The sequence below is a fragment of the Amycolatopsis sp. NPDC048633 genome (assembly GCF_040650695.1).
Lineage (GTDB): Bacteria > Actinomycetota > Actinomycetes > Mycobacteriales > Pseudonocardiaceae > Amycolatopsis.
The window spans coordinates 65,764-83,288 of sequence record NZ_JBEZHS010000028.1; the positions used below are offsets into that span (position 1 = coordinate 65,764).

General features: G+C 72.5%; 18 protein-coding genes. 11 read left to right on the forward strand and 7 right to left on the reverse strand.

The window, feature by feature from the left end; genetic code table 11:
• Nucleotides 1-29: 29 nt before the first annotated feature.
• Together AB0C38_RS36045 and AB0C38_RS36050 are read right to left on the reverse strand one after the other, a co-directional pair.
• Nucleotides 30-635 (reverse strand): carboxymuconolactone decarboxylase family protein, encoded by a 606-nt coding sequence (locus AB0C38_RS36045; RefSeq protein ID WP_360682172.1) that lies wholly within the window; start codon nt 633-635, stop codon nt 30-32.
• A gap of 12 nt (nt 636-647) precedes the next feature.
• A complete protein-coding gene (locus tag AB0C38_RS36050; protein WP_360682173.1) occupies nt 648-2,153 on the reverse strand; it encodes a DUF5685 family protein in 1,506 nt (501 codons plus the stop codon).
• A gap of 103 nt (nt 2,154-2,256) precedes the next feature.
• Between AB0C38_RS36050 and AB0C38_RS36055 the strand changes: the two genes are divergently transcribed.
• Complete coding sequence (locus AB0C38_RS36055) at nt 2,257-2,775, forward strand: DUF402 domain-containing protein (protein ID WP_360682175.1); 519 nt, start codon at nt 2,257-2,259, stop codon at nt 2,773-2,775.
• On the opposite strand, the gene AB0C38_RS36060 is transcribed toward AB0C38_RS36055, so the two are convergent.
• Nucleotides 2,772-3,404, reverse strand: a complete 633-nt coding sequence (locus AB0C38_RS36060) for a TetR/AcrR family transcriptional regulator (protein ID WP_360682177.1) — start codon at nt 3,402-3,404, stop codon at nt 2,772-2,774. The genes AB0C38_RS36055 and AB0C38_RS36060 overlap by 4 nt on opposite strands.
• Nucleotides 3,405-3,491: 87 nt before the next feature.
• Between AB0C38_RS36060 and AB0C38_RS36065 the strand changes: the two genes are divergently transcribed.
• The 7 genes from AB0C38_RS36065 to AB0C38_RS36095 all read left to right on the forward strand — a co-directional run bounded on the left by AB0C38_RS36065 (nt 3,492) and on the right by AB0C38_RS36095 (nt 11,681).
• Nucleotides 3,492-4,919 carry an MFS transporter gene (locus tag AB0C38_RS36065; RefSeq protein ID WP_360682179.1) on the forward strand — a complete coding sequence of 476 codons (1,428 nt, stop codon included), beginning with the start codon at nt 3,492-3,494 and terminating at the stop codon, nt 4,917-4,919.
• A 115-nt stretch (nt 4,920-5,034) separates the two neighbouring features.
• Complete coding sequence (locus tag AB0C38_RS36070; protein WP_360682181.1) at nt 5,035-5,940, forward strand: ABC transporter ATP-binding protein; 906 nt, start codon at nt 5,035-5,037, stop codon at nt 5,938-5,940.
• A 10-nt stretch (nt 5,941-5,950) separates the two neighbouring features.
• A complete protein-coding gene (locus AB0C38_RS36075; protein ID WP_360682183.1) occupies nt 5,951-6,694 on the forward strand; it encodes an ABC transporter permease in 744 nt (247 codons plus the stop codon).
• Nucleotides 6,685-8,190 (forward strand): glycosyltransferase family 39 protein, encoded by a 1,506-nt coding sequence (locus tag AB0C38_RS36080; protein WP_360682185.1) that lies wholly within the window; start codon nt 6,685-6,687, stop codon nt 8,188-8,190. The genes AB0C38_RS36075 and AB0C38_RS36080 overlap by 10 nt, the downstream gene beginning before the upstream one ends.
• A gap of 94 nt (nt 8,191-8,284) precedes the next feature.
• Nucleotides 8,285-9,793 carry a glycosyltransferase family 39 protein gene (locus AB0C38_RS36085; RefSeq protein WP_360682187.1) on the forward strand — a complete coding sequence of 503 codons (1,509 nt, stop codon included), beginning with the start codon at nt 8,285-8,287 and terminating at the stop codon, nt 9,791-9,793.
• The gene (locus tag AB0C38_RS36090) at nt 9,790-11,061 is read left to right on the forward strand and encodes a sensor histidine kinase (RefSeq protein ID WP_360682188.1); all 1,272 of its coding nucleotides are present in this window, start codon (nt 9,790-9,792) and stop codon (nt 11,059-11,061) included. Before AB0C38_RS36085 ends, AB0C38_RS36090 begins: the two co-directional genes overlap by 4 nt.
• A complete protein-coding gene (locus tag AB0C38_RS36095; protein WP_360682190.1) occupies nt 11,058-11,681 on the forward strand; it encodes a response regulator transcription factor in 624 nt (207 codons plus the stop codon). Before AB0C38_RS36090 ends, AB0C38_RS36095 begins: the two co-directional genes overlap by 4 nt.
• Here the strand turns inward: AB0C38_RS36095 and coaE are convergent.
• Nucleotides 11,678-12,862 (reverse strand): dephospho-CoA kinase, encoded by a 1,185-nt coding sequence (gene coaE / locus AB0C38_RS36100; protein WP_360682192.1) that lies wholly within the window; start codon nt 12,860-12,862, stop codon nt 11,678-11,680. The two genes, AB0C38_RS36095 and coaE, sit on opposite strands and share 4 nt — an antisense overlap.
• Before the next feature lie 142 nt (nt 12,863-13,004).
• Between coaE and AB0C38_RS36105 the strand changes: the two genes are divergently transcribed.
• Both AB0C38_RS36105 and AB0C38_RS36110 read left to right on the forward strand, forming a co-directional pair.
• Nucleotides 13,005-13,247: a hypothetical protein gene (locus tag AB0C38_RS36105; protein WP_360682194.1), complete on the forward strand. Its 243-nt coding sequence runs from the start codon at nt 13,005-13,007 to the stop codon at nt 13,245-13,247.
• Between the two features lie 141 nt (nt 13,248-13,388).
• The gene (locus AB0C38_RS36110; protein ID WP_360682196.1) at nt 13,389-13,637 is read left to right on the forward strand and encodes a hypothetical protein; all 249 of its coding nucleotides are present in this window, start codon (nt 13,389-13,391) and stop codon (nt 13,635-13,637) included.
• 33 nt (nt 13,638-13,670) lie between these two features.
• Here AB0C38_RS36110 and AB0C38_RS36115 read toward each other — a convergent pair whose 3' ends face one another.
• Both AB0C38_RS36115 and AB0C38_RS36120 read right to left on the reverse strand, forming a co-directional pair.
• Nucleotides 13,671-14,117, reverse strand: a complete 447-nt coding sequence (locus AB0C38_RS36115; protein ID WP_360682198.1) for an OsmC family protein — start codon at nt 14,115-14,117, stop codon at nt 13,671-13,673.
• 5 nt (nt 14,118-14,122) lie between these two features.
• Complete coding sequence (locus AB0C38_RS36120; protein ID WP_360682200.1) at nt 14,123-14,743, reverse strand: HD domain-containing protein; 621 nt, start codon at nt 14,741-14,743, stop codon at nt 14,123-14,125.
• Between the two features lie 168 nt (nt 14,744-14,911).
• On the opposite strand from AB0C38_RS36120, the gene AB0C38_RS36125 reads away from it, so the two are divergent.
• Nucleotides 14,912-15,526, forward strand: coding sequence for a WHG domain-containing protein (locus tag AB0C38_RS36125; RefSeq protein WP_360682301.1), 615 nt, complete (start codon nt 14,912-14,914; stop codon nt 15,524-15,526).
• A 211-nt stretch (nt 15,527-15,737) separates the two neighbouring features.
• On the opposite strand, the gene rpsA is transcribed toward AB0C38_RS36125, so the two are convergent.
• Nucleotides 15,738-17,237: a 30S ribosomal protein S1 gene (rpsA, locus tag AB0C38_RS36130; RefSeq protein WP_360682201.1), complete on the reverse strand. Its 1,500-nt coding sequence runs from the start codon at nt 17,235-17,237 to the stop codon at nt 15,738-15,740.
• Between the last annotated feature and the right edge of the window lie 288 nt (nt 17,238-17,525).

Here is a 17,525-nt window from a genome sequence, read left to right on the forward strand (position 1 = left end):
GACCCACCGACAATTTCCGTCGGGCCTGGTCAGCGGGGCCGGAACACCGTGACGGAGGCGACTTCGCGGCCGGTCACCGCGCAGTGCAGGACGGCGCCCGGCACGGGGTCGTCCCCGAAGCACGAGACCAGCACCCGATCGGGCCCGGTCGCCTGGACCTCGGTGCGCGGGAACTCCCCGAGCACCTCGCCGACCTCGGCTTCGGGCTCCGCGAGGTACGCCAGCACCACCTCGCGCGGCGAGGGCGGGGGCGGGATGGGGAGGCCGTGGCCTTCGAAGAGCCGGTTCAGCTGGTCGGCCGCCGAAACCGCGCGGGGGAAACCCGCGAACGCCGCCGTCTGGACGACGACTTCGCAGACCTCGGCCGGCGACAGGCCCGAGGCGAGGCCCGTGCGGAGGTGGACGCTCAGCGGCGGGCCCACCATCCCCGACGCGACGATCGCCGCCAGCGTGGCCGCCTCCCGCGTCCGGCCGTCCAGCGCCGGGCGTTCGTGCAGGTGGCCGTAGACCGTGCCGACCGCCAGCTCACCCAGCGCCGGGACGGTGGCGAACAACGCGTCGAGCCGCGCCGCGCCGCCCTCGACCAGCCCGGCGAAGTTCTCACGGCCCCGGTCGTGCAGGTCGTCCATCGTCATCCGGCTCCCCCTTCAGCAACTGCAGTCACAGCAGGAACAGCAGTCGCAGCAACCACCGTCGCAGTCGCAGCCCCCGCTCGAGTGCGGTTTCCCGCTCCACGGCCCAGGGTAGGGATCGCGGCAGCAGAACTGGCACGTGCAGCACATGTACGGCGCGATCGCGCAGCCGAGGAAGAAGTTGCGCTTCTTCGGCGGGACGGCGAACTTCGGGTACCAGAGGCCGCCACCCTTGCCGTCGAGCGGCTCCGGGCCGTCCGAATCACCGGGCCCGCCGGGACCTCCCGGCCCACCGGGTCCGCCCGGCCCACCCGGCCCCTGACCGCCGGGGGCACCCGGCGGCGGAACGGGCCCCGGCGGCGGAAAGCCCTGCGGCGCACCGGCTCCCGGAGGCTGGTGCGGGTACTGCTGCGGCGCGGGCCCCCGGCCGATCCAGCCCGGCGGCGGCTGCTGGGGGTGCTGCGGCGGCGTGGGTCCCGGCCCGATCCACCCGGGCGGGGGAGGCTGCTGCCCAGCAAGGCCGCCCAGCCCCTGGTCGCCGGCCGCGAACGCCGAGCCAGGTCCGAAATCCTGACCGCCTCCGGCCGCCCCGCCAGTGCCGGAGGCCAAGCCCTGCCCGAGGCCGGAGCCGTGAGCGTGCGCCGAGCCGGCGCCGTGGACGTGCGCCGAGCCGTGCCCGAAGGTGCGGCGCACCGCCTGCCGCAGCTCGTGGACCAGCAACGCGTGCACCAGCCCCGGCTCCGCGAACTCGGCCTCCCGCAGCGCGAGCTCCACGCCGAGCACCGCGTCGTCGCACAACCGCCGTGCCTCGTCCAGGGAGGTTCCCGTGGCCCGCAACGGGTTCCACGCCCCCACGGCCGCGTCGGCCGCGTGGTCCTCGACCGCGTCCAGCAGGTGCGCCACCCGCCCGAACAGCCGGCCCGCCTCCGCCAGCGGCGCCACGTTCCCGGGCCGCCCGGCCAGTTCCGCCGTCCGCGCGAAAGCCGCGGAGGTGGCCAGTTCGGCGGGCTCGGTCGCGAGGAGCGCCGAGTCCCCGAGCCCGAGGGACCGCTCCAGCGAGCCCTGGCGCGAGACGGCCTCCACCAGCACCGAAGTGTCGAACCCGACCCGGCCGCCGGTGCTGCTGCCCTGCGAAGCCCACCGGGCCGCGACCCGCCTGGCGGCCATGGCCACCGGACGCCGGCCGAAGGCGCCATCGCGGTCCTCGACGTGGTCGCCCACCTTCGCCGCGGCCAGCACCAGCGACACCGCGGCGGCGAGCTGGGCACCCTCGCCCCGCGCCACCGACGTCGAGCGCATCCCCCGCAGCGGGCACGGCCCGGCGTCCCGGCGCAGGCCGGCGCGCGGAGTCTGCGCCTCGACCAGCGCCGAGATGATCAGCCCGTCGTAGTTCGTGACGACGCGGGCCAGCTGGCCGTGTTCGTCGCGCAGCGTGAGACACAGCCCGCACAGGTGCGCGAGCCAGTCCGCGTGCAGGTTTTCGGACAGCCGATGCCGGCACGGCCTGATGATCCCGAACATCCCAGCTCCCTCGGCTCCCCCGATCGTCGGCGCACTTTAGCCCGAACGAGTAGAACGCGCGTCGCACGTTCGCGATTCGTGACCCGCCCGGCAGGATGACCGCATGGCTGAACTGCACCCGCCGAAGGTCGAGCTCTTCGACCCCGCCGAGCGCGTGAACATCGATCCAAAGGGCATCCGCCGGGAGGTCGAGGAGTACCGCGAGGAGCCGTTCGGCCTGTACCTCGCGCGCCCCGCCCCCGGCCGCGCCCAGTTCCACTACCTCGAGTCGTGGCTGGTGCCCGGGCTCGGCCTGCGCTTCACCGACTTCTGGTTCTCCCCCGGCCACGAACGCGACCAGGACTTCTACCTCGACGTGGTCCGCGTCCGCCGCGACGGCCCACGCTGGGTGGCCACCGACCTCTACGTCGACCTGGTGCTCAAGGACAAGCTGTCGCTGCGGGTGATCGACACCGACGAGCTCCTCGAGGCCCACGCCGCCGGTCTCCTCACCGCCGAAGACGCGCAATACGCGCTCGAGACCACCTACGCGGCGGTGGAAGGGCTGGCCGCGCACGGCTACGACCTCACCGCCTGGCTGGCCACCAAGGACATCGCCCTGACCTGGCGGCGGCACCCCTAGACCGAGTAGTACGCCAGGAACATGTCGACACCTCGGTTGATGAGGTCATCGGTGCGCTGCTCGCCGATCCGTTCGCCGTAGGCGGCGTGGGTGAAGTGCGGGTAGAGGACCAGCGCGTAGAGCTGCACCAGGGCCAGGTCGACGTCGGGGATGGCGAGCTCGCCGGCGTCGATGCGCTTGCGGAACTCCCCGGCGAGGATGGCGGAGGTCAGGTCGGGGCCGTTGGCCTTCCACGCCTGGCCGAGCTCGGGAAACCGCTGCGCCTCGCCGGCGACGAGTGCGCGGAGCGCGAGCACCTGCGGCTGCGCCATCCCCGCCACCCAGCCTTTCGCCGTCCGCACGAGGATCTCGCGGATGTCGTCGGACTCGGCCAGGCTCTTCTCCAGCGCCAGCGTCGACTGCTGGAGCGCTTCCTTGAGCGCGTCGTGGATGACCGCGTGGAACAGCTCGCTCTTGCTGCCGAAGTGGTTGTAGATCGTCACCTTCGACACGTCGGCCTGCCGGGCGATGACGTCGATGCCGGCTTCGAAGCCGCGGGCGAGGAACGTCTCGCGGGCGGCGTCCACGATCGCCCGGCGCTTGAGCTCGGCGCGCTCGCCGGTGGGGGTATGCCGTCGCGTCTCGGTCACCGTCGCAGCATACCAAGCTACTGAACTGTACCGTTGAGTTCACATGAACTGAAGCGTACAGTTCAGGTTGACGACCAGGAGGAACCCATGCTGACCCACCCGGAATCGACATCGGTGGCGCGCCGCGACCACCCAGGTGCGAGGTTGGCGTTGCTGGCCTTCGCGATGCTGATCGTCTCCCTCGACCAGTACATCGTCGTGGTCGCGCTGCCCGAGATCGGCCGGGACCTGGGCTACTCCGCCCAGACCCTCCAAGCGGTGATCAGCACGTACGCGATCGCCTCCAGCGGGTTCCTGCTGTTCGGCGGCCGGGCCGCGGACCTGCTCGGCCGGCGCCGCATGCTGGTGACCGGCCTGGCGCTCTACGCCATCGCGTCGGTCGTCGGCGGGCTGGCCACCGTGCCGCTGCTCCAGCTCGCCGGCCGCGCGCTCCAGGGCTTGGGCGGGGCACTGGTGTTCCCCAGCACCCTGGCGATCATCACCACGACCTTCGCCGAGGGCCGCGAGCGCAACCGCGCGCTGAGCGTGTGGGGCGGAGCCGGCGCCGCCGGCCTGGTCGTCGGCGTGCTGCTGGGTGGTGTGCTCACGCGGGGTTTCGGCTGGCAGGCGGTGTTCTTCGGCAACGTTCCGCTGGCCGGCGTCGCGCTCGTCGCGGCGTTCGCGCTCATCGGGCCCGACCGGCTCCGGGAGCCGGGGCGCCGGTTCGGCCTGGCCGGCACGCTGAGCGTCACCGGAGCGGTGACCCTGCTGGCGTTCGCGCTGGTCCAGGGCCCGGACGCGGGGTGGGCCTCCCCCGGGATCGTGGCGGCGCTGGTCGCCGGAGCCTTGCTGCTCGGCGCCTTCGCGGTGATCGAGCGGCGCAGCGCCGACCCGCTGGTGCCGCGTCACCTGCTGACCAATTCCACCCTCCGGCTGGCCTTGGTGGTCGCGTTCATGTTCACGGCCACCTTCGGCTCGCTCCTGTACTTCCTGTCCCTCCACTTCCAGGACGTGTGGGGCTACGACGCGCTGGCCACCGGCCTCGGGTTCCTGCTGCCCACCGCGGTGGTGGTCGCCGGCTCGGTGCTGGCCGGGCCGGTGGTGACCCGGATCGGCGTCCACCGCACCCTGCTCGGCGCGCTCGCCGCCGGCGCGCTGGGCGCGTGCCTGCTCGGGCTCACCCTCACGCCGGACGGCTCCTACGCCTCGCTGGTGCCCGGCCTGGTCGCGGTCAGCGCCGGTGACGGGATGGTGTTCACGGCCATGTACATCGCCGCGGCGACGCGGGTGCCCGGCCCGCAGCAAGGCGTCGCCTCCGGGATCGTCACGACCGGTTCCGGCATCGGTGCGGCGGCCGGGCTCGCGGTGCTGGTCCTGATCGCCAACGCCCGGGCCCGGGACCTCGACGGCGACGCGCTGCGGGTGGCGACCGGCGGCGGGATCAGGACGGCGGTGTTCGTCATCGCCGGGGGAATCGTGCTCACCTTCCTGATCGTGCTCGCGTCCCACCGGCGCGAGGGCCGGCGCAGCTCCTGACCGGCCGCGCATCCTCCGAACGGAGGATGCGATGCGGACCGTTCTGATGACGCCCCGGACCGGGCCGGCGCGGGATTCTCGATCCAGGGAAAACGGATCGAAGGGGGACGGCGCCATGCCGGTCATCGAAGTCGAGCACCTCCGCAAACGGTACGGGGACAAGGTCGCGGTCGACGACGTGTCGTTCACCGTCGAGCGCGGCGAGATCTTCGGGATCCTGGGCCCGAACGGCGCGGGCAAGACCACGACCGTCGAGTGCCTGGAGGGCCTCCGGACGCCCGACGGCGGCCGGCTTTCGGTGCTGGGCCTCGACCCGCGCCGCGACCGGGCGGAGCTGCGCCAGCGCGTCGGCGTCCAGCTCCAGGAGGGCCGGCTGCAGGACAAGCTGCGGGTCGGCGAGCTGCTCGACCTCTACGCCGGCTTCTACCGGGCACCCGCCGATCCGGAGCGGCTGCTCGCCACGCTCGGGCTCACCGAGCACCGCGACACCGCGTACAAGAAGCTCTCCGGCGGCCAGCAGCAGCGGCTCTCCATCGCGCTGGCGCTGATCGGGAGCCCGGAGCTGGCGGTGCTCGACGAGCTCACCACCGGCCTCGACCCGCAGGCCCGCCGCGACACGTGGGACCTCATCGAGGCCGTGCGCGCCCAGGGCGTGACGATCCTGCTGGTCACGCACTTCATGGCCGAAGCGGAACGCCTCTGCGACCGGATCGCCCTGATCGACGCCGGCCGCGTCGTCGCGGTCGACTCGCCCGCCGGGCTGGTCGCCCGGGTGTCCGACGAGCAGGTCGTGCGGTTCCGGCCGTCGGCGCCGCTGGACCCCGGTGTGTTCGAGGCGCTGCCGGAGGTCCGGAAGGCCGAACGGCAGGGCGAGCGCCTCGTAGTCAGCGGCGGCGGGAACGTGCTCCACGCGGTGACGTCGCTGCTCGCCCGGCTCGGGGTGATCGCCGGGGACCTGCGCGTCGAGCAGGCCGGCCTCGACGACGCCTTCGTCGCGCTCACCGGCCACCGGCCGGAATGAAGGGGGAACCATGTCCGTCCTGACCAAGCTGACCACCGCCGAGGCCAAGGTGTTCCTGCGCGACCCGGGCGCCCCGGCCGTCGTCATCGGCATCCCGCTCGCGCTGCTGCTGGTGTTCGGGCTGATGCCCGGCGCGAACCAGCCGGACCCGAAGTACGGCGGCCACAGCGCACTGGCCACGGTGATCGCGCCGATGGCCGTCACGATCCTGCTGGCCATGCTGGCGCTCACGCTGTTCCCGAACGCGATGGCCACCTACCGCGAAAAGGGCCTGTTGAAGCGGCTTTCGGCGAGCCCGGTGCCGCCGAGCCGGCTGCTGGCCGCGCAGCTGCTGGTCAACCTGGCGGCCGCGGTCGTCGTGGTCCTGCTCATCGCGGGCGTCGGCGGGCTCGTGCTCGGCATTCCCTTGCCGGGCAACCCGGGCGGCTTCCTGCTGTCGATCGTGCTCGGCGCGCTGGCGCTGTTCTCCGTCGGCCTGCTGGTGGCGGCCCTCGCCCCGACCGGCCGCGCGGCGAGCGGCATCGGCAGCGCGCTGTTCTTCCCGATGCTGGCGCTCGGCGGGGTCTGGGTGCCGAAGGAGCAGCTGCCGGTCTTCCTGCAGCACGTCGCCGACGTCCTGCCGCTCGGGGCCACGCTCAACGCACTGCGCGCCACGTGGGCCGGCGACGCCCCGGAGCTGCTGCAGCTCGGCGCGATGGCGGCGTTCGCCGTCGTCTGCACCACGATCGCGGTGAAGGTGTTCCGATGGGAGTGACGACCGCGCCCGCCCCGGCCCGGGTCCGGCCGATCGCCCCGGTCGCCGTCACCGGAGTGGTGATCGTCACGACGCTGATGGCGATCCCGTTGCTGCTGACGGCGAACCGGTACGGCTACTTCGGTGACGAGCTCTACTTCCTGGCCGCGGGACGGCACCTGGCCTGGGGGTACGTCGACCAGCCGCCGCTGCTTCCCTTGCTCGCCAGGATCATGGACGAGCTGGGGCAGTCGCCGTTCGTCCTGCGGATCCCCGCGATGCTGGCGATGCTCGGCGGCGTCGTGCTCACCGCGCTGATCGCCCGGGAGCTCGGCGGCGGCGCCAAGGCCCAGACACTGGCCGCCGCGACTTTCGCCGTGGCGACGAACTTCCTGGCCGGCGGGCACTACCTCGCGACGTCCACAGTGGACCCGTTCCTGTGGACGCTGCTGCTGTGGCTGCTCGTCCGGTGGCTGCGCACCCGCGCCGACGGCCTGCTCGTCTGGGCCGGCGTCGTGACGGCGGTCGCGCTCTACGCGAAGTTCCTCATCGGCGGGTTCTGGCTCGCCGCCGGGATCGCGCTCGTCGTCTGCGGTCCCCGCGAACTCCTGCGCCGGCCCGCGTTGTGGCTCGGCGCGGGGATCGCCGTGGTGGCGCTGGTGCCGACGCTCGCCTGGCAGGCCACGCACGGCTGGCCGCAGCTGGGCATGGGCGCGGCGATCTCCCACGAGGTCGGCGGGACCTGGGGCGGCCGGCTGACGTTCCTGCCGACGGCCCTGGTCACCGCCGGGCTCCCGGTGGGTGCCGTCCTGCTGTGCTACGGCTTGTGGCGGTTGCTGCGCAGCCGCGAGCTGCGCTTCCTCGGCTGGACGACGCTGGCACTGACGGTCGTGTTCCTGGCGGTGAACGGCCGGTTCTACTACGTCGCCGGGATGTACCCGCTCTGCTGGGCGGTGGCCGCGGTCGCGCTCGAGCGCCGGGAGCCGGCGCGCTGGTGGCGGTGGATCGCGACCTGGCCCGCCTACGCGCTCGCGGTGGTCCTGGTGCTGCCGATCGCGTTGCCGATCTGGCCGCGGGCCTGGCTGACCGAGCACCCGTCGGTGCCGGCGCCGACGTTCGCCTTCGCCGAGATCGGCTGGCCGGAGGGCACCCGGTCGGTCGCCGGCGCGTTCGCCCGGCTGCCCGGCCGGGACCGCACGGCGGTGCTGACCGAGACGTACTGGCAAGCCAGTGCGCTCGACCGCTTCGGCCGCGACCTCGGCCTGCCCGAGCCGGCCAGCGGGAACCGGGGATACGCGACCCTCGTGGTGCCGTCCGAAGGCGCGACGGACGTCCTGTTCGTCGGCGCCGACCCCCGGTCGCTGGCCGGGCACTTCGCCGACGTACGGCCGATCGGCGCGGTGGACACCGGTGCCGCGAAGCCGAGCCACTTCGACGGCGTGCCGCTGTGGCTGGCGACCGGCCGGGCCGAGCCGTGGTCGACGCTGTGGCCGAAGCTGGTGAACACCCACACATGAGGCACGTGCCCGGCGTCACCATCCGCACGGTGGCGCCGGGTGGCCCCCCGTAGGGTGCGGGAAGGACCGGCGCCGACCCAGGACAAGGAGCACGATGGACGCCGTAGCCACGGCCCCAGGCCAGGTGAAAGCCGGGCTCGCCCCGTTCGCCCGGCTGCCGGTCGCGCTGCTCGCGCTCGGCACGGCCACCGTCCTCCTGCTCACCGCCGGCCGCTACGGCTACTTCGGTGACGAGCTCTACTTCCTCGCCGCCGGGAAGCACCTGGCGTGGGGCTACGCCGACCAGCCGCCGCTCGTCCCGTTCCTGGCCTGGGCCATGAACACCGTCGCGCCCGGCTCGCTGGTGGTGTTCCGGCTGCCCGCGATCGCCGCGACGACCGCCGGAGTGGTCGTCACCGCGCTGATCGCGCGTGAGCTCGGCGGGCGGCGCAAGGCGCAGGCGCGCGCCGCGGCGGCGTACGCGATCTGCGGGCAGTTCGTCGGCAGCGGCCACTACCTGGCGACCTCGACGATCGACCCGCTGCTCTGGACGCTCGTGCTGTGGCTGCTGGTCCGCTGGGTCCGCACCCGGAGCGACTCACTCCTGGTGTGGCTCGGCGTCGTGACGGCCGTGGCGCTCAACGACAAGCTGCTCATCGGCGCGTTCTGGGTGGTGGCCGGGCTCGCGGTGGCCGTGTTCGGACCGCGGGAGCTGCTTCGCCGCCCGAAACTCTGGCCGGGCGCGCTGATCGCCGCCGCCTCGCTGGTGCCGACTTTGCTGTGGCAGCGCGCGAACGGCTGGCCACAGCTCGGCATGGGCGACGCGGTCGGCGCGGAGGTCGACGCGGCGGGCGGCCGCGAGAGCTTCGTCCCGGACCTCCTGGCCGGCGCCGGCTGGGTGATCGGCGCGCTCGGTGTCCTCTACGGCGTCGCCGTGCTGCTCGGGAGCAAACAGCTGCGGTCGTACCGGTTCCTCGGCTGGACGGCGCTGGGCGTCGTCGCGGTCTTCCTGATCGCCAACGGGCGGTACTACTACGCCGCCGGGATGTTCGGCGTGCTGTGGGCCGCGGCCGCGGTGCACTTGGAAGGACGCGAGCCCGCGCTGTGGTGGAGGTGGGTGCCGACTTGGCCGGTCTTCGTGCTGTCGGCGCTGTTCAGCCTGCCGTTCACGCTGCCGCTCTGGCCGGCGCACTGGCTGGCCGACCACCCCGGCGCACCGCGGCCCGCCTACGCGGCCGAAGAGATCGGCTGGCCGGACCTCGCCGGCGACGTCGCCGCGCTGTACCGGACCGCCCCGCCGGACACGGCCGTCGTCACCGGTGGCTACTGGCAGGCCGGAGCGCTCGACCGGTACGGGCCCGAGCACGGCCTGCCCGGGGCTTACAGCCCGAGCCGGGGTTTCTGGTACTTCGGCCGGCCCGCCGACGACGCCGACACCGTGCTCTTCGTCGGCTACGACCCGTCGAAGCTCGCGAAGTACTTCGGGGACACGCACATCGTCGGGCAGGTCGGCAACCGGCTCGGCGTCGCCAACGCGAGCGAGCACATGCCGGTCTGGCAGCTCACCGGCCGGACCGCGAGCTGGGCGGCGATCTGGCCTCGGCTCAAGGACATGAGCGCGTGAGCCTCAAGGTCGACTGGAACCGGTCGATGTGGCCGCCCCTCTCGGGGACGGCGACCGGTGCCTGGCAGCCGTGCCTCAAGTGGGTCGAACAGTACCTGTCTTTCCTCCTGCTGGCCCTCGCGACGGTCCTCAGCGCGGCGATCGGCGGGCACGACCTGGGCTGGTGGGCCTCGACCGCGCCGCTGGTCGGCGTGGCGGTCCTGTGGCTGCTCACCACCGTGACGCTGGCACCGCCGCGGCTGCGCGAGCACCCGGCGGCCACGCTGCTGACGTTCGGCGGCGCCCTGGCGGTGGCCTCCGAGCTGCAGACCCGGGATCCCACCTTCCTCATCTTCACCATCTTCGCTTTTCTCGCCGCGCTGAGGTTGCGGCCGATGTGGCTCGCGCTCATCGGGCTGGCGGCGACGTCGCTGCTGATCAACACCGTCGGCAACGGCGGCCCTGTGCAGGCTCTGCGCGAGCGGCCGGGCATCTGGATCACGCTGGTCCTGGTGCAGACGACGGCCATCGGCGGGGGCGCCGCGATCGCGGCCGCCGTCGCCCGGCAAAGCGAGGACCGCCGGCGGATGCTCGACGACCTCGCCGCGGCGCACGCGGAAAACGAAGGCCTGCAACGGCAGCTGCTCAGCCAGGCCCGCGAAGCCGGGACCCTCGACGAGCGGCAACGGCTCGCCCAGGAGATCCACGACACCCTGGCGCAGGGCTTCACCGGCATCATCACCCAGCTCGAAGCCGCCGCGCAGGCCACGGACGAGCCCGCGGAACGGCAGCGGCACCTGGACTCCGCGATCGCGCTGGCGCGGGAGAACCTCACCGCCGCCCGTCGTTCGGTGCACGCCCTGCACCCGGAGCCCTTGGACACCGCGACGCTGCCCGAGGCGCTCACCGACGTCGCGGCGCGGTGGAGCGCGCGGACCGGCGTACCCGCCGCGTTCACCGCCACCGGTGACCCGCGGCCGCTGCACCCCGAGATCGAGTCGACCGTCCTGCGGGTCACCCAGGAAGCCCTGTCCAATGTGGACAAGCACGCCGCGGCGGGACGCGTCGGGATCACGCTGTCCTACATGGACGACGAGGCGACCCTGGACGTCCGCGACGACGGCGCCGGCTTCACCCCGGGGCCCGGACCCGGCTTCGGGCTGCCCGGGATGCGGCGGCGCGTCGAGCGGCTCGCCGGTACGCTGCACGTCGAGTCCGAACCCGGCGGCGGCACCGCGATCTCGGCCGTCCTGCCCGCCGTCCAGTACCCGCCGGAGGTCTCCGCATGACGATCACCGTGCTCATCGCCGACGACCACCCGATCGTCCGCGACGGGCTGCGCGGCATGTTCACCGGCCGCGGCTTCGAGGTCGTCGGCGAGGCGGCGAACGGCACCGAAGCCGTCACGCTCGCCGAACGGCTGCGTCCCGACGTCGTGCTGATGGACCTGCGGATGCCGGGCACCGACGGCGTCGCAGCGATCACCGAGCTGGCCCGGCTGGGCAACCCGGCGCGGGTACTGGTGCTCACGACCTACGACACCGACTCCGACGTCCTGCCCGCCATCGAGGCCGGCGCGACCGGCTACCTGCTCAAGGACGCCCCGCGCGAGGACCTCTTCCGCGCCGTGGAGGCCGCCGCCCGCGGGGAGGCGGTGCTCTCCCCCGCGGTCGCCAGCCGGCTGATGGGCCGGATGCGCGAGCCGGTGCGGGAAACGCTGTCCCAGCGCGAGCTCGAGGTGCTCACCCTGGTCGCCCGCGGCTCGACGAACAAGGAAGCGGCCAAGAAGCTATTCATCAGCGAAGCGACGGTCAAGACGCACTTGATCCACACCTACGCGAAGCTCGGCGTGAAGGACCGCGCGGCGGCCGTCGCGGTCGCGTTCGAGCGCGGGCTGCTGGGCTCCTAGAGTTTCCAGCCGGTGGTCGCGGCCCACTTCTCCGCGCGGGCGAACACGCCGTTGACGAACTCCTGCTTCTCGTCCGCGTAGGCCGCGACGTTGCCGTCCTCGGCGTGCGCGCCGGCCAGCCGCAGCTTGACGTCGCGGTAGTCGTCGCGCTCCTCCGGGCTCGCGCGCAGGTAGTCGCGGAACAGCAGCGCGAGCCGCCACGCGGGCGTCTCTTCGGACCGGACGTGCAGGTTCACCGGGCGCTTCGGGTCGGCGCCGACGTGCAGGCGCTTGGGCCACGTCCCGGTGCCGTCCTGGGCGTCGTCGACCCAGTCGCCCTCCAGCCGCGGGAACCCGGCGTCGGACAGCAGCTCCCGCAGCGTGTCGGCGTCGTCCGAAGTGGCCACGGTCAGCTGGAAGTCGAGGACGTCCTTGGCGGGCAGGCCGGGCACGGCGGTGGAGCCGATGTGGTCGGCGCGGCGGGCCAGCTGCCCGGCCGCGGCGCGGACCCGGGCGAGCACCCGCTCGGCCTGCGCGGGCCAGGTGAGGTCGTACTCGGCGATCTTCGGGGACACCGGCGGCCGCGGCCGGCGCAGCCGGATGTTCGCCTCGAACGGCACGAGCCGGTCGGCCCACAGCGCGTCGACGTCGGCGAGCACGGCGTCTTCGGCACCGCCGTTGTCCAGCCAGACGTCCGCCACGGCGCGGCGCTGCTCGTCGCTCGCCTGCGCGCGGATCCGGGCCCGCGCGTCCTCCTCGGCCATCCCCCGCGCCGTCACCAGGCGCCGGACCCGCACCTCGACCGGCGCGTCGACGACCACGACCAGGTGGTACGCGGTCGCGAGGCCGCCTTCGACCAGCAGCGGGATGTCGTGGACGACGACGGCGTCCGGAGCGGCGGCAGCCATCAGCTCCCCGGTGCGGGCCCCGACCAGCGGGTGCACGATCGCGTTCAGCCGGCGGCGCGACTCGTCGTCGGCGAACGCCTTCGCGGCGAGCGCGGGCCGGTCGAGCGAACCGCCGGCGGCCAGGATCTCCTCGCCGAACTCCTCGACGAGCCGGGCGAGCCCCGCGGTCCCGGGCTCGACCACCTCGCGGGCGATCCGGTCGGAGTCGATCAGGACGGCGCCGTGCTCGGCGAGCCGGTTCGCCACGGTCGACTTGCCGGCCCCGATGCCACCGGTCAGCCCCACGCGCAACATGCCGATCACCCTAGCCAAGCCACCTGGGGTACCGGGTGGTGCGCCCATTCGTGGGACACAGCGGCTCACCCCGTAACGCGGGTAATCGTTTACCGATGCGACTGGCAGCGGGTCACCGGCCCGCCGGGTCAGGGGAGGGACCATGGAGATGACGAGGATCAGCCGGGCGGCGGTCGTGCTGCTGGGGGTGGGCGGGCTCGCCGTGGCGGTGCCCGAGGTCACGACGGCGAAGCCGGCCGAGCCGGCCGCCCGCTGCCTGTCCGGTGTCTACCGGGTCCACGTCCAGCCGTCCCGCACGCTGTACGCGGTGCGGAGCGAGTGGATCCCGTTCACCACGACGTGCCTGAAGAGCGAGGTCAGGGCCTCGGGTCGCCTGACGGCCTGACCACTGCACACGAACGGGTGATCCGCAAGCCGATCGTGACGCGTGACTCAACCGATATCCGGACACGCCGGGTTGCTTACCCACCTACGCCGGGCCAACTGCGTACCGTGCGCGCGACAGGGTCGCCCACACGGAGGAACGATGGCGGACAGCAAGCACGTCGGGAGGCACCGGCTCGGCAAGCCGGGGCTGGTGCACTGCCTTCTGCACCACACGGTGGCCGACGCGCTGGCGGACTACCGCCGGACCTGGCTCAGCGCCCTGCTCGTCCCGGCCAAGCACAGCTTCGCCGGACTCCGCCGCAAGGCGCGCGCCGCGGCGCTCGAGCGCATCTGGGTTCCGGCGGTGGGCACCGTGACGATCCGGCCGGCGACCGCCCAGGCCGCCTGACGCACTCCGCTCGGCCTCGCCGGCGCCCTCGCCTCAGCGACCGGCTTCGCTCGTCTCGATCGAGATCTCCGCGGACAGTGTCCGGTGCACCGGACACTTGTCGGCGATCAGCATGAGCTTGGCACGCTGGTCGTCGTCCAGCTCGCCGTCCAGCTCGATCTCCCGCGTGATCCGGCTCAGCATCCCGTGCTCGGTCTCGCACCTTTCGCAGTCCTCGGCGTGGATGCGGTCGTGGCGGAGCCGGATCGTCGCCCGGGTCAGCGGGATGCCCTTGCGGTTCGCGTACATCCGCAGCGTGATCGCCGTGCACGAACCCAGCGACGCGAGCAGCAGCTCGTACGGGTTCGGGCCGGCGTCGGCGCCCCCGACCGCGACCGGTTCGTCGACGAGCAGCTCGTGGGTCGCCGTCGTGACCTGCTGCGTGTAGGTGCCGTCGCCGCTCGCGGTGACGACGACCGTGCCGGGCTCGGGGTGCTCCATCCGCGTCAGTCCTCCCAGGGTGATGCCAAGATCGTGGTGACGAAGTCCGTCCGCTCGAAGCCTGGCACGAACCGGGCCAGGACATCGGCTTTGACGTTCCCGAAAGTCGTGTCGGGCCGGTCACGGATGCCGTCGGTGAACGCCGCGAGGATGCGCCGCTTGAAGTCCGGCCGCGGGTGCGCGGCCACGACCGCGGCCCGGGCCTCGGCGGGGAGGTCGTGGTAGCCGATGCCCAGGACGTCGTACTCGACCCCGGCCGTCACCAGCGCGACCTCGGGTTCCATGTGCTCGGGGATGCCCGGGGTGGTGTGCAGCGCGATGGCCGTCCAGGCGATCCGGGCCTTCTCGGGGTCCACGTCGTGGCCGAGCAGGAAGCGCCGGACCTCGTCGGCGCCGTCGAGCTCGAAGCGCCGGTCGGTGCGGTGGCCTTCGACGAGCCCGAGGTCGTGGAACAGCGCGGCCACGTAGAGCAGCTCGGGGTCGAAGCCGAGGCCGCGGCGCCGGCCCTGGAGCGCGCCGAACTGGTAGACGCGCGCGGAATGGTCGTACAGGAGCGGGCCCACGGTGTCGCGGACGTACTCGGTGGCTTCACGGGCGAGGGCGGTGTCGGGGACGTCGATGGTCATGACGCCGACGATGCCCGCCCGCGAGCTGCCCGGACATGCGTCCGCCGGACGGGAACCCCGCAGATCCGGACATCCGGCGCATTCCCAAGACGCGCCGGATATCGTATCTTCTGCTGCGGGCGTCGTTGTGCGCGAAGGGGGTGCGCCGTGGCCACCAGGCATCTGTCGATGCGCCCCGCCGAGCAGGGCAACCGCGAACGCTTCCTGGACGCGGCGCTGGCGGTGCTGTTCGACCGCGGTGTCACGGGGCTGACGGTGCGCGGCGTGGCCGAGGCGGCCGGCGCGTCGACGATCTCGGTGTACGCGCGCTTCGGCGGCCGCGCGGGCCTGCTCGACGCGCTGTACGAGCGCACGTTCGACTCGCTGCGGGAGCTGCTGGAGGGCCTGCCGCCGGCGAGCCCGGACGGCATCGCCGACCTGCTGTACCTGGCGCGCGAGTACCGGCTGTTCGCCCGGGAGAGCCCGGTCCGCTACGCGCTGATGTTCGAGCGCCCGGTGCCGGGGTTCGACCCCGACCCGGCGTTGCGGTCAGCGGTCCTGCGGACGACGTTCTCCCTGTTCACCGCGCGGGTCCAGCGGGTGTGCCCACCGGGAGTGGACGCCCGCGAGGCGGCGTACCAGCTGTGGACGGCGATGCACGGCCTGGTCGGGGCGGAGCTGCTGATGGCTTCGCGGAGGCCGCTGCCGGACTGGTTCATCCCGCCGACCGAAGAGGCGAACGAGCAGATCTACCGCCGCGGCGTCGTCGCGATCATCACCGGCCTGGGCCTGCGCAACCCCTGAGCCGGACCGAGGTTCCGCCGGCCAGCGCCCCAATGTGGCCTTGGTTGCGTCCAACGCACCCAAGGGGCCCTTCGGTGCGTTCAACGCACCGAAGGCCACATTGGGGCGCTTGGGCCCGGCGGCAGCGAACCGGCCGGGGCGGGCCGGGAACGCAGCGAACCCCCGATCCGCTGGGGACCGGGGGTTCGCTGTCAGCTCAGAGCGCTAGTGCTCACGCACCGCCGGAGAGCTTCTCGCGGAGAGCCGCGAGCTGCTCGTCGGAGGCGAGGGTGCCACCGGTGCTCTTCGTGTCGGCCGGGGCCGAGCCCGAGGTGTAGCTTTCCGCGCCACCCTCGATGCCGGTCGCCGCGTCCGCCGCGGCTTCCGCGTCGGCCTCGACGGCCTTGACGACCTGCTTCATGTGGGCCTCGTAACGAGTGTGCGCCTCGGCGTACTGGCGCTCCCACTCCTCACGCTGCTTGTCGAAGCCGTCCTGCCACTCCTGGGTGTCCGGGTCGAAGCCCTCGGGGTAGATGTAGTTCCCCTCGGTGTCGTACTCGGCGGCCATGCCGTACTGGGCCGGGTCGAACTCGGTGTCCGGCGTGACACCCTCGTTCGCCTGCTTCAGCGACAGCGAGATGCGACGACGCTCGAGGTCGATGTCGATGACCTTGACCATGACGTCGCCGTTGACCTGGACGACCTGCTCCGGGATCTCGACGTGGCGCTCGGCCAGCTCCGAGATGTGGACCAGACCCTCGATGCCCTCTTCGACGCGCACGAACGCACCGAACGGAACCAGCTTGGTGACCTTGCCCGGCACGATCTGGCCGATCGCGTGGGTGCGGGCGAACTGGCGCCACGGGTCTTCCTGGGTCGCCTTCAGCGACAGCGAGACGCGCTCGCGGTCCATGTCGACGTCCAGGACCTCGACCGTGACCTCCTGGCCGACCTCGACGACCTCGGACGGGTGGTCGATGTGCTTCCAGGACAGCTCGGAAACGTGCACCAGGCCGTCGACGCCACCCAGGTCCACGAAGGCACCGAAGTTGACGATGGACGACACGACGCCCTTGCGGACCTGGCCCTTGGCGAGCGCGTTGAGGAACTCGCTGCGCACCTCGGACTGAGTCTGCTCGAGGTAGGCACGGCGGGACAGGACCACGTTGTTGCGGTTCTTGTCCAGCTCGATGATCTTCGCCTCGAGCTCGCGGCCGACGTACGGCTGCAGGTCGCGGACGCGGCGCATCTCGACCAGGGACGCGGGGAGGAAGCCGCGCAGGCCGATGTCCAGGATGAGGCCGCCCTTGACGACCTCGATGACGGTGCCCTTGACGGGCTCGTCCTTCTCCTTGAGCTCCTCGATCGTGCCCCAGGCGCGCTCGTACTGCGCGCGCTTCTTGGACAGGATCAGACGGCCTTCCTTGTCCTCCTTCTGGAGAACGAGGGCTTCGACCTCATCGCCGACGGTGACAACCTCAGCCGGGTCGACATCGTGCTTGATGGACAGCTCACGCGAGGGGATGACGCCCTCGGTCTTGTAGCCGATGTCGAGCAGGACCTCGTCGCGGTCGACCTTGACGATCGTGCCTTCGACGATGTCACCATCGTTGAAGTACTTGATCGTCTTGTCGATAGCCGCGAGGAAATCTTCCTCCGACCCGATGTCGTTGATGGCGACCTGCGGGGCCGCGTTCGGGGCGGTCGGGGCGGTGGCGGTGTCGATGGTCATTAGGCGGGTTGCTCCGGTGGATGGGAATCGAGGGTTGGCAGTTGTCGGCGCGATGGGGTGCTACGGCATGCGACGACCCTGCGAGCAAACGTCCACCAGTGAACGACCGCGGCATGACCCGCAAACGGTGCGCGACCCGAGCCCGACCAGAAGCTGAGCGGAAGGCAGCGCGAACCCACTGCGCTAACGCTTATCCTACGCGGCGGCCGCTAGGCGGCACAATCAGGGTCCCCCTCGGTCGCTAAGGTCCTCGCGGAAGCAAACCGCAGGCACCAGGACGCAGGGACC

Bases quoted from the DNA above. Each gene is read 5' to 3' on its own strand.
- AB0C38_RS36045 (WP_360682172.1), bottom strand. From the start codon at position 635: ATGACGATGGACGACCTGCACGACCGGGGCCGTGAGAACTTCGCCGGG.
- AB0C38_RS36050 (WP_360682173.1), bottom strand. From the start codon at position 2,153: ATGTTCGGGATCATCAGGCCGTGCCGGCATCGGCTGTCCGAAAACCTG.
- AB0C38_RS36055 (WP_360682175.1), top strand. From the start codon at position 2,257: ATGGCTGAACTGCACCCGCCGAAGGTCGAGCTCTTCGACCCCGCCGAG.
- AB0C38_RS36065 (WP_360682179.1), top strand. From the start codon at position 3,492: ATGCTGACCCACCCGGAATCGACATCGGTGGCGCGCCGCGACCACCCA.
- AB0C38_RS36070 (WP_360682181.1), top strand. From the start codon at position 5,035: ATGCCGGTCATCGAAGTCGAGCACCTCCGCAAACGGTACGGGGACAAG.
- AB0C38_RS36075 (WP_360682183.1), top strand. From the start codon at position 5,951: ATGTCCGTCCTGACCAAGCTGACCACCGCCGAGGCCAAGGTGTTCCTG.
- AB0C38_RS36080 (WP_360682185.1), top strand. From the start codon at position 6,685: ATGGGAGTGACGACCGCGCCCGCCCCGGCCCGGGTCCGGCCGATCGCC.
- AB0C38_RS36085 (WP_360682187.1), top strand. From the start codon at position 8,285: ATGGACGCCGTAGCCACGGCCCCAGGCCAGGTGAAAGCCGGGCTCGCC.
- AB0C38_RS36095 (WP_360682190.1), top strand. From the start codon at position 11,058: ATGACGATCACCGTGCTCATCGCCGACGACCACCCGATCGTCCGCGAC.
- coaE (WP_360682192.1), bottom strand. From the start codon at position 12,862: ATGTTGCGCGTGGGGCTGACCGGTGGCATCGGGGCCGGCAAGTCGACC.
- AB0C38_RS36105 (WP_360682194.1), top strand. From the start codon at position 13,005: ATGGAGATGACGAGGATCAGCCGGGCGGCGGTCGTGCTGCTGGGGGTG.
- AB0C38_RS36110 (WP_360682196.1), top strand. From the start codon at position 13,389: ATGGCGGACAGCAAGCACGTCGGGAGGCACCGGCTCGGCAAGCCGGGG.
- AB0C38_RS36115 (WP_360682198.1), bottom strand. From the start codon at position 14,117: ATGGAGCACCCCGAGCCCGGCACGGTCGTCGTCACCGCGAGCGGCGAC.
- AB0C38_RS36120 (WP_360682200.1), bottom strand. From the start codon at position 14,743: ATGACCATCGACGTCCCCGACACCGCCCTCGCCCGTGAAGCCACCGAG.
- AB0C38_RS36125 (WP_360682301.1), top strand. From the start codon at position 14,912: ATGCGCCCCGCCGAGCAGGGCAACCGCGAACGCTTCCTGGACGCGGCG.
- rpsA (WP_360682201.1), bottom strand. From the start codon at position 17,237: ATGACCATCGACACCGCCACCGCCCCGACCGCCCCGAACGCGGCCCCG.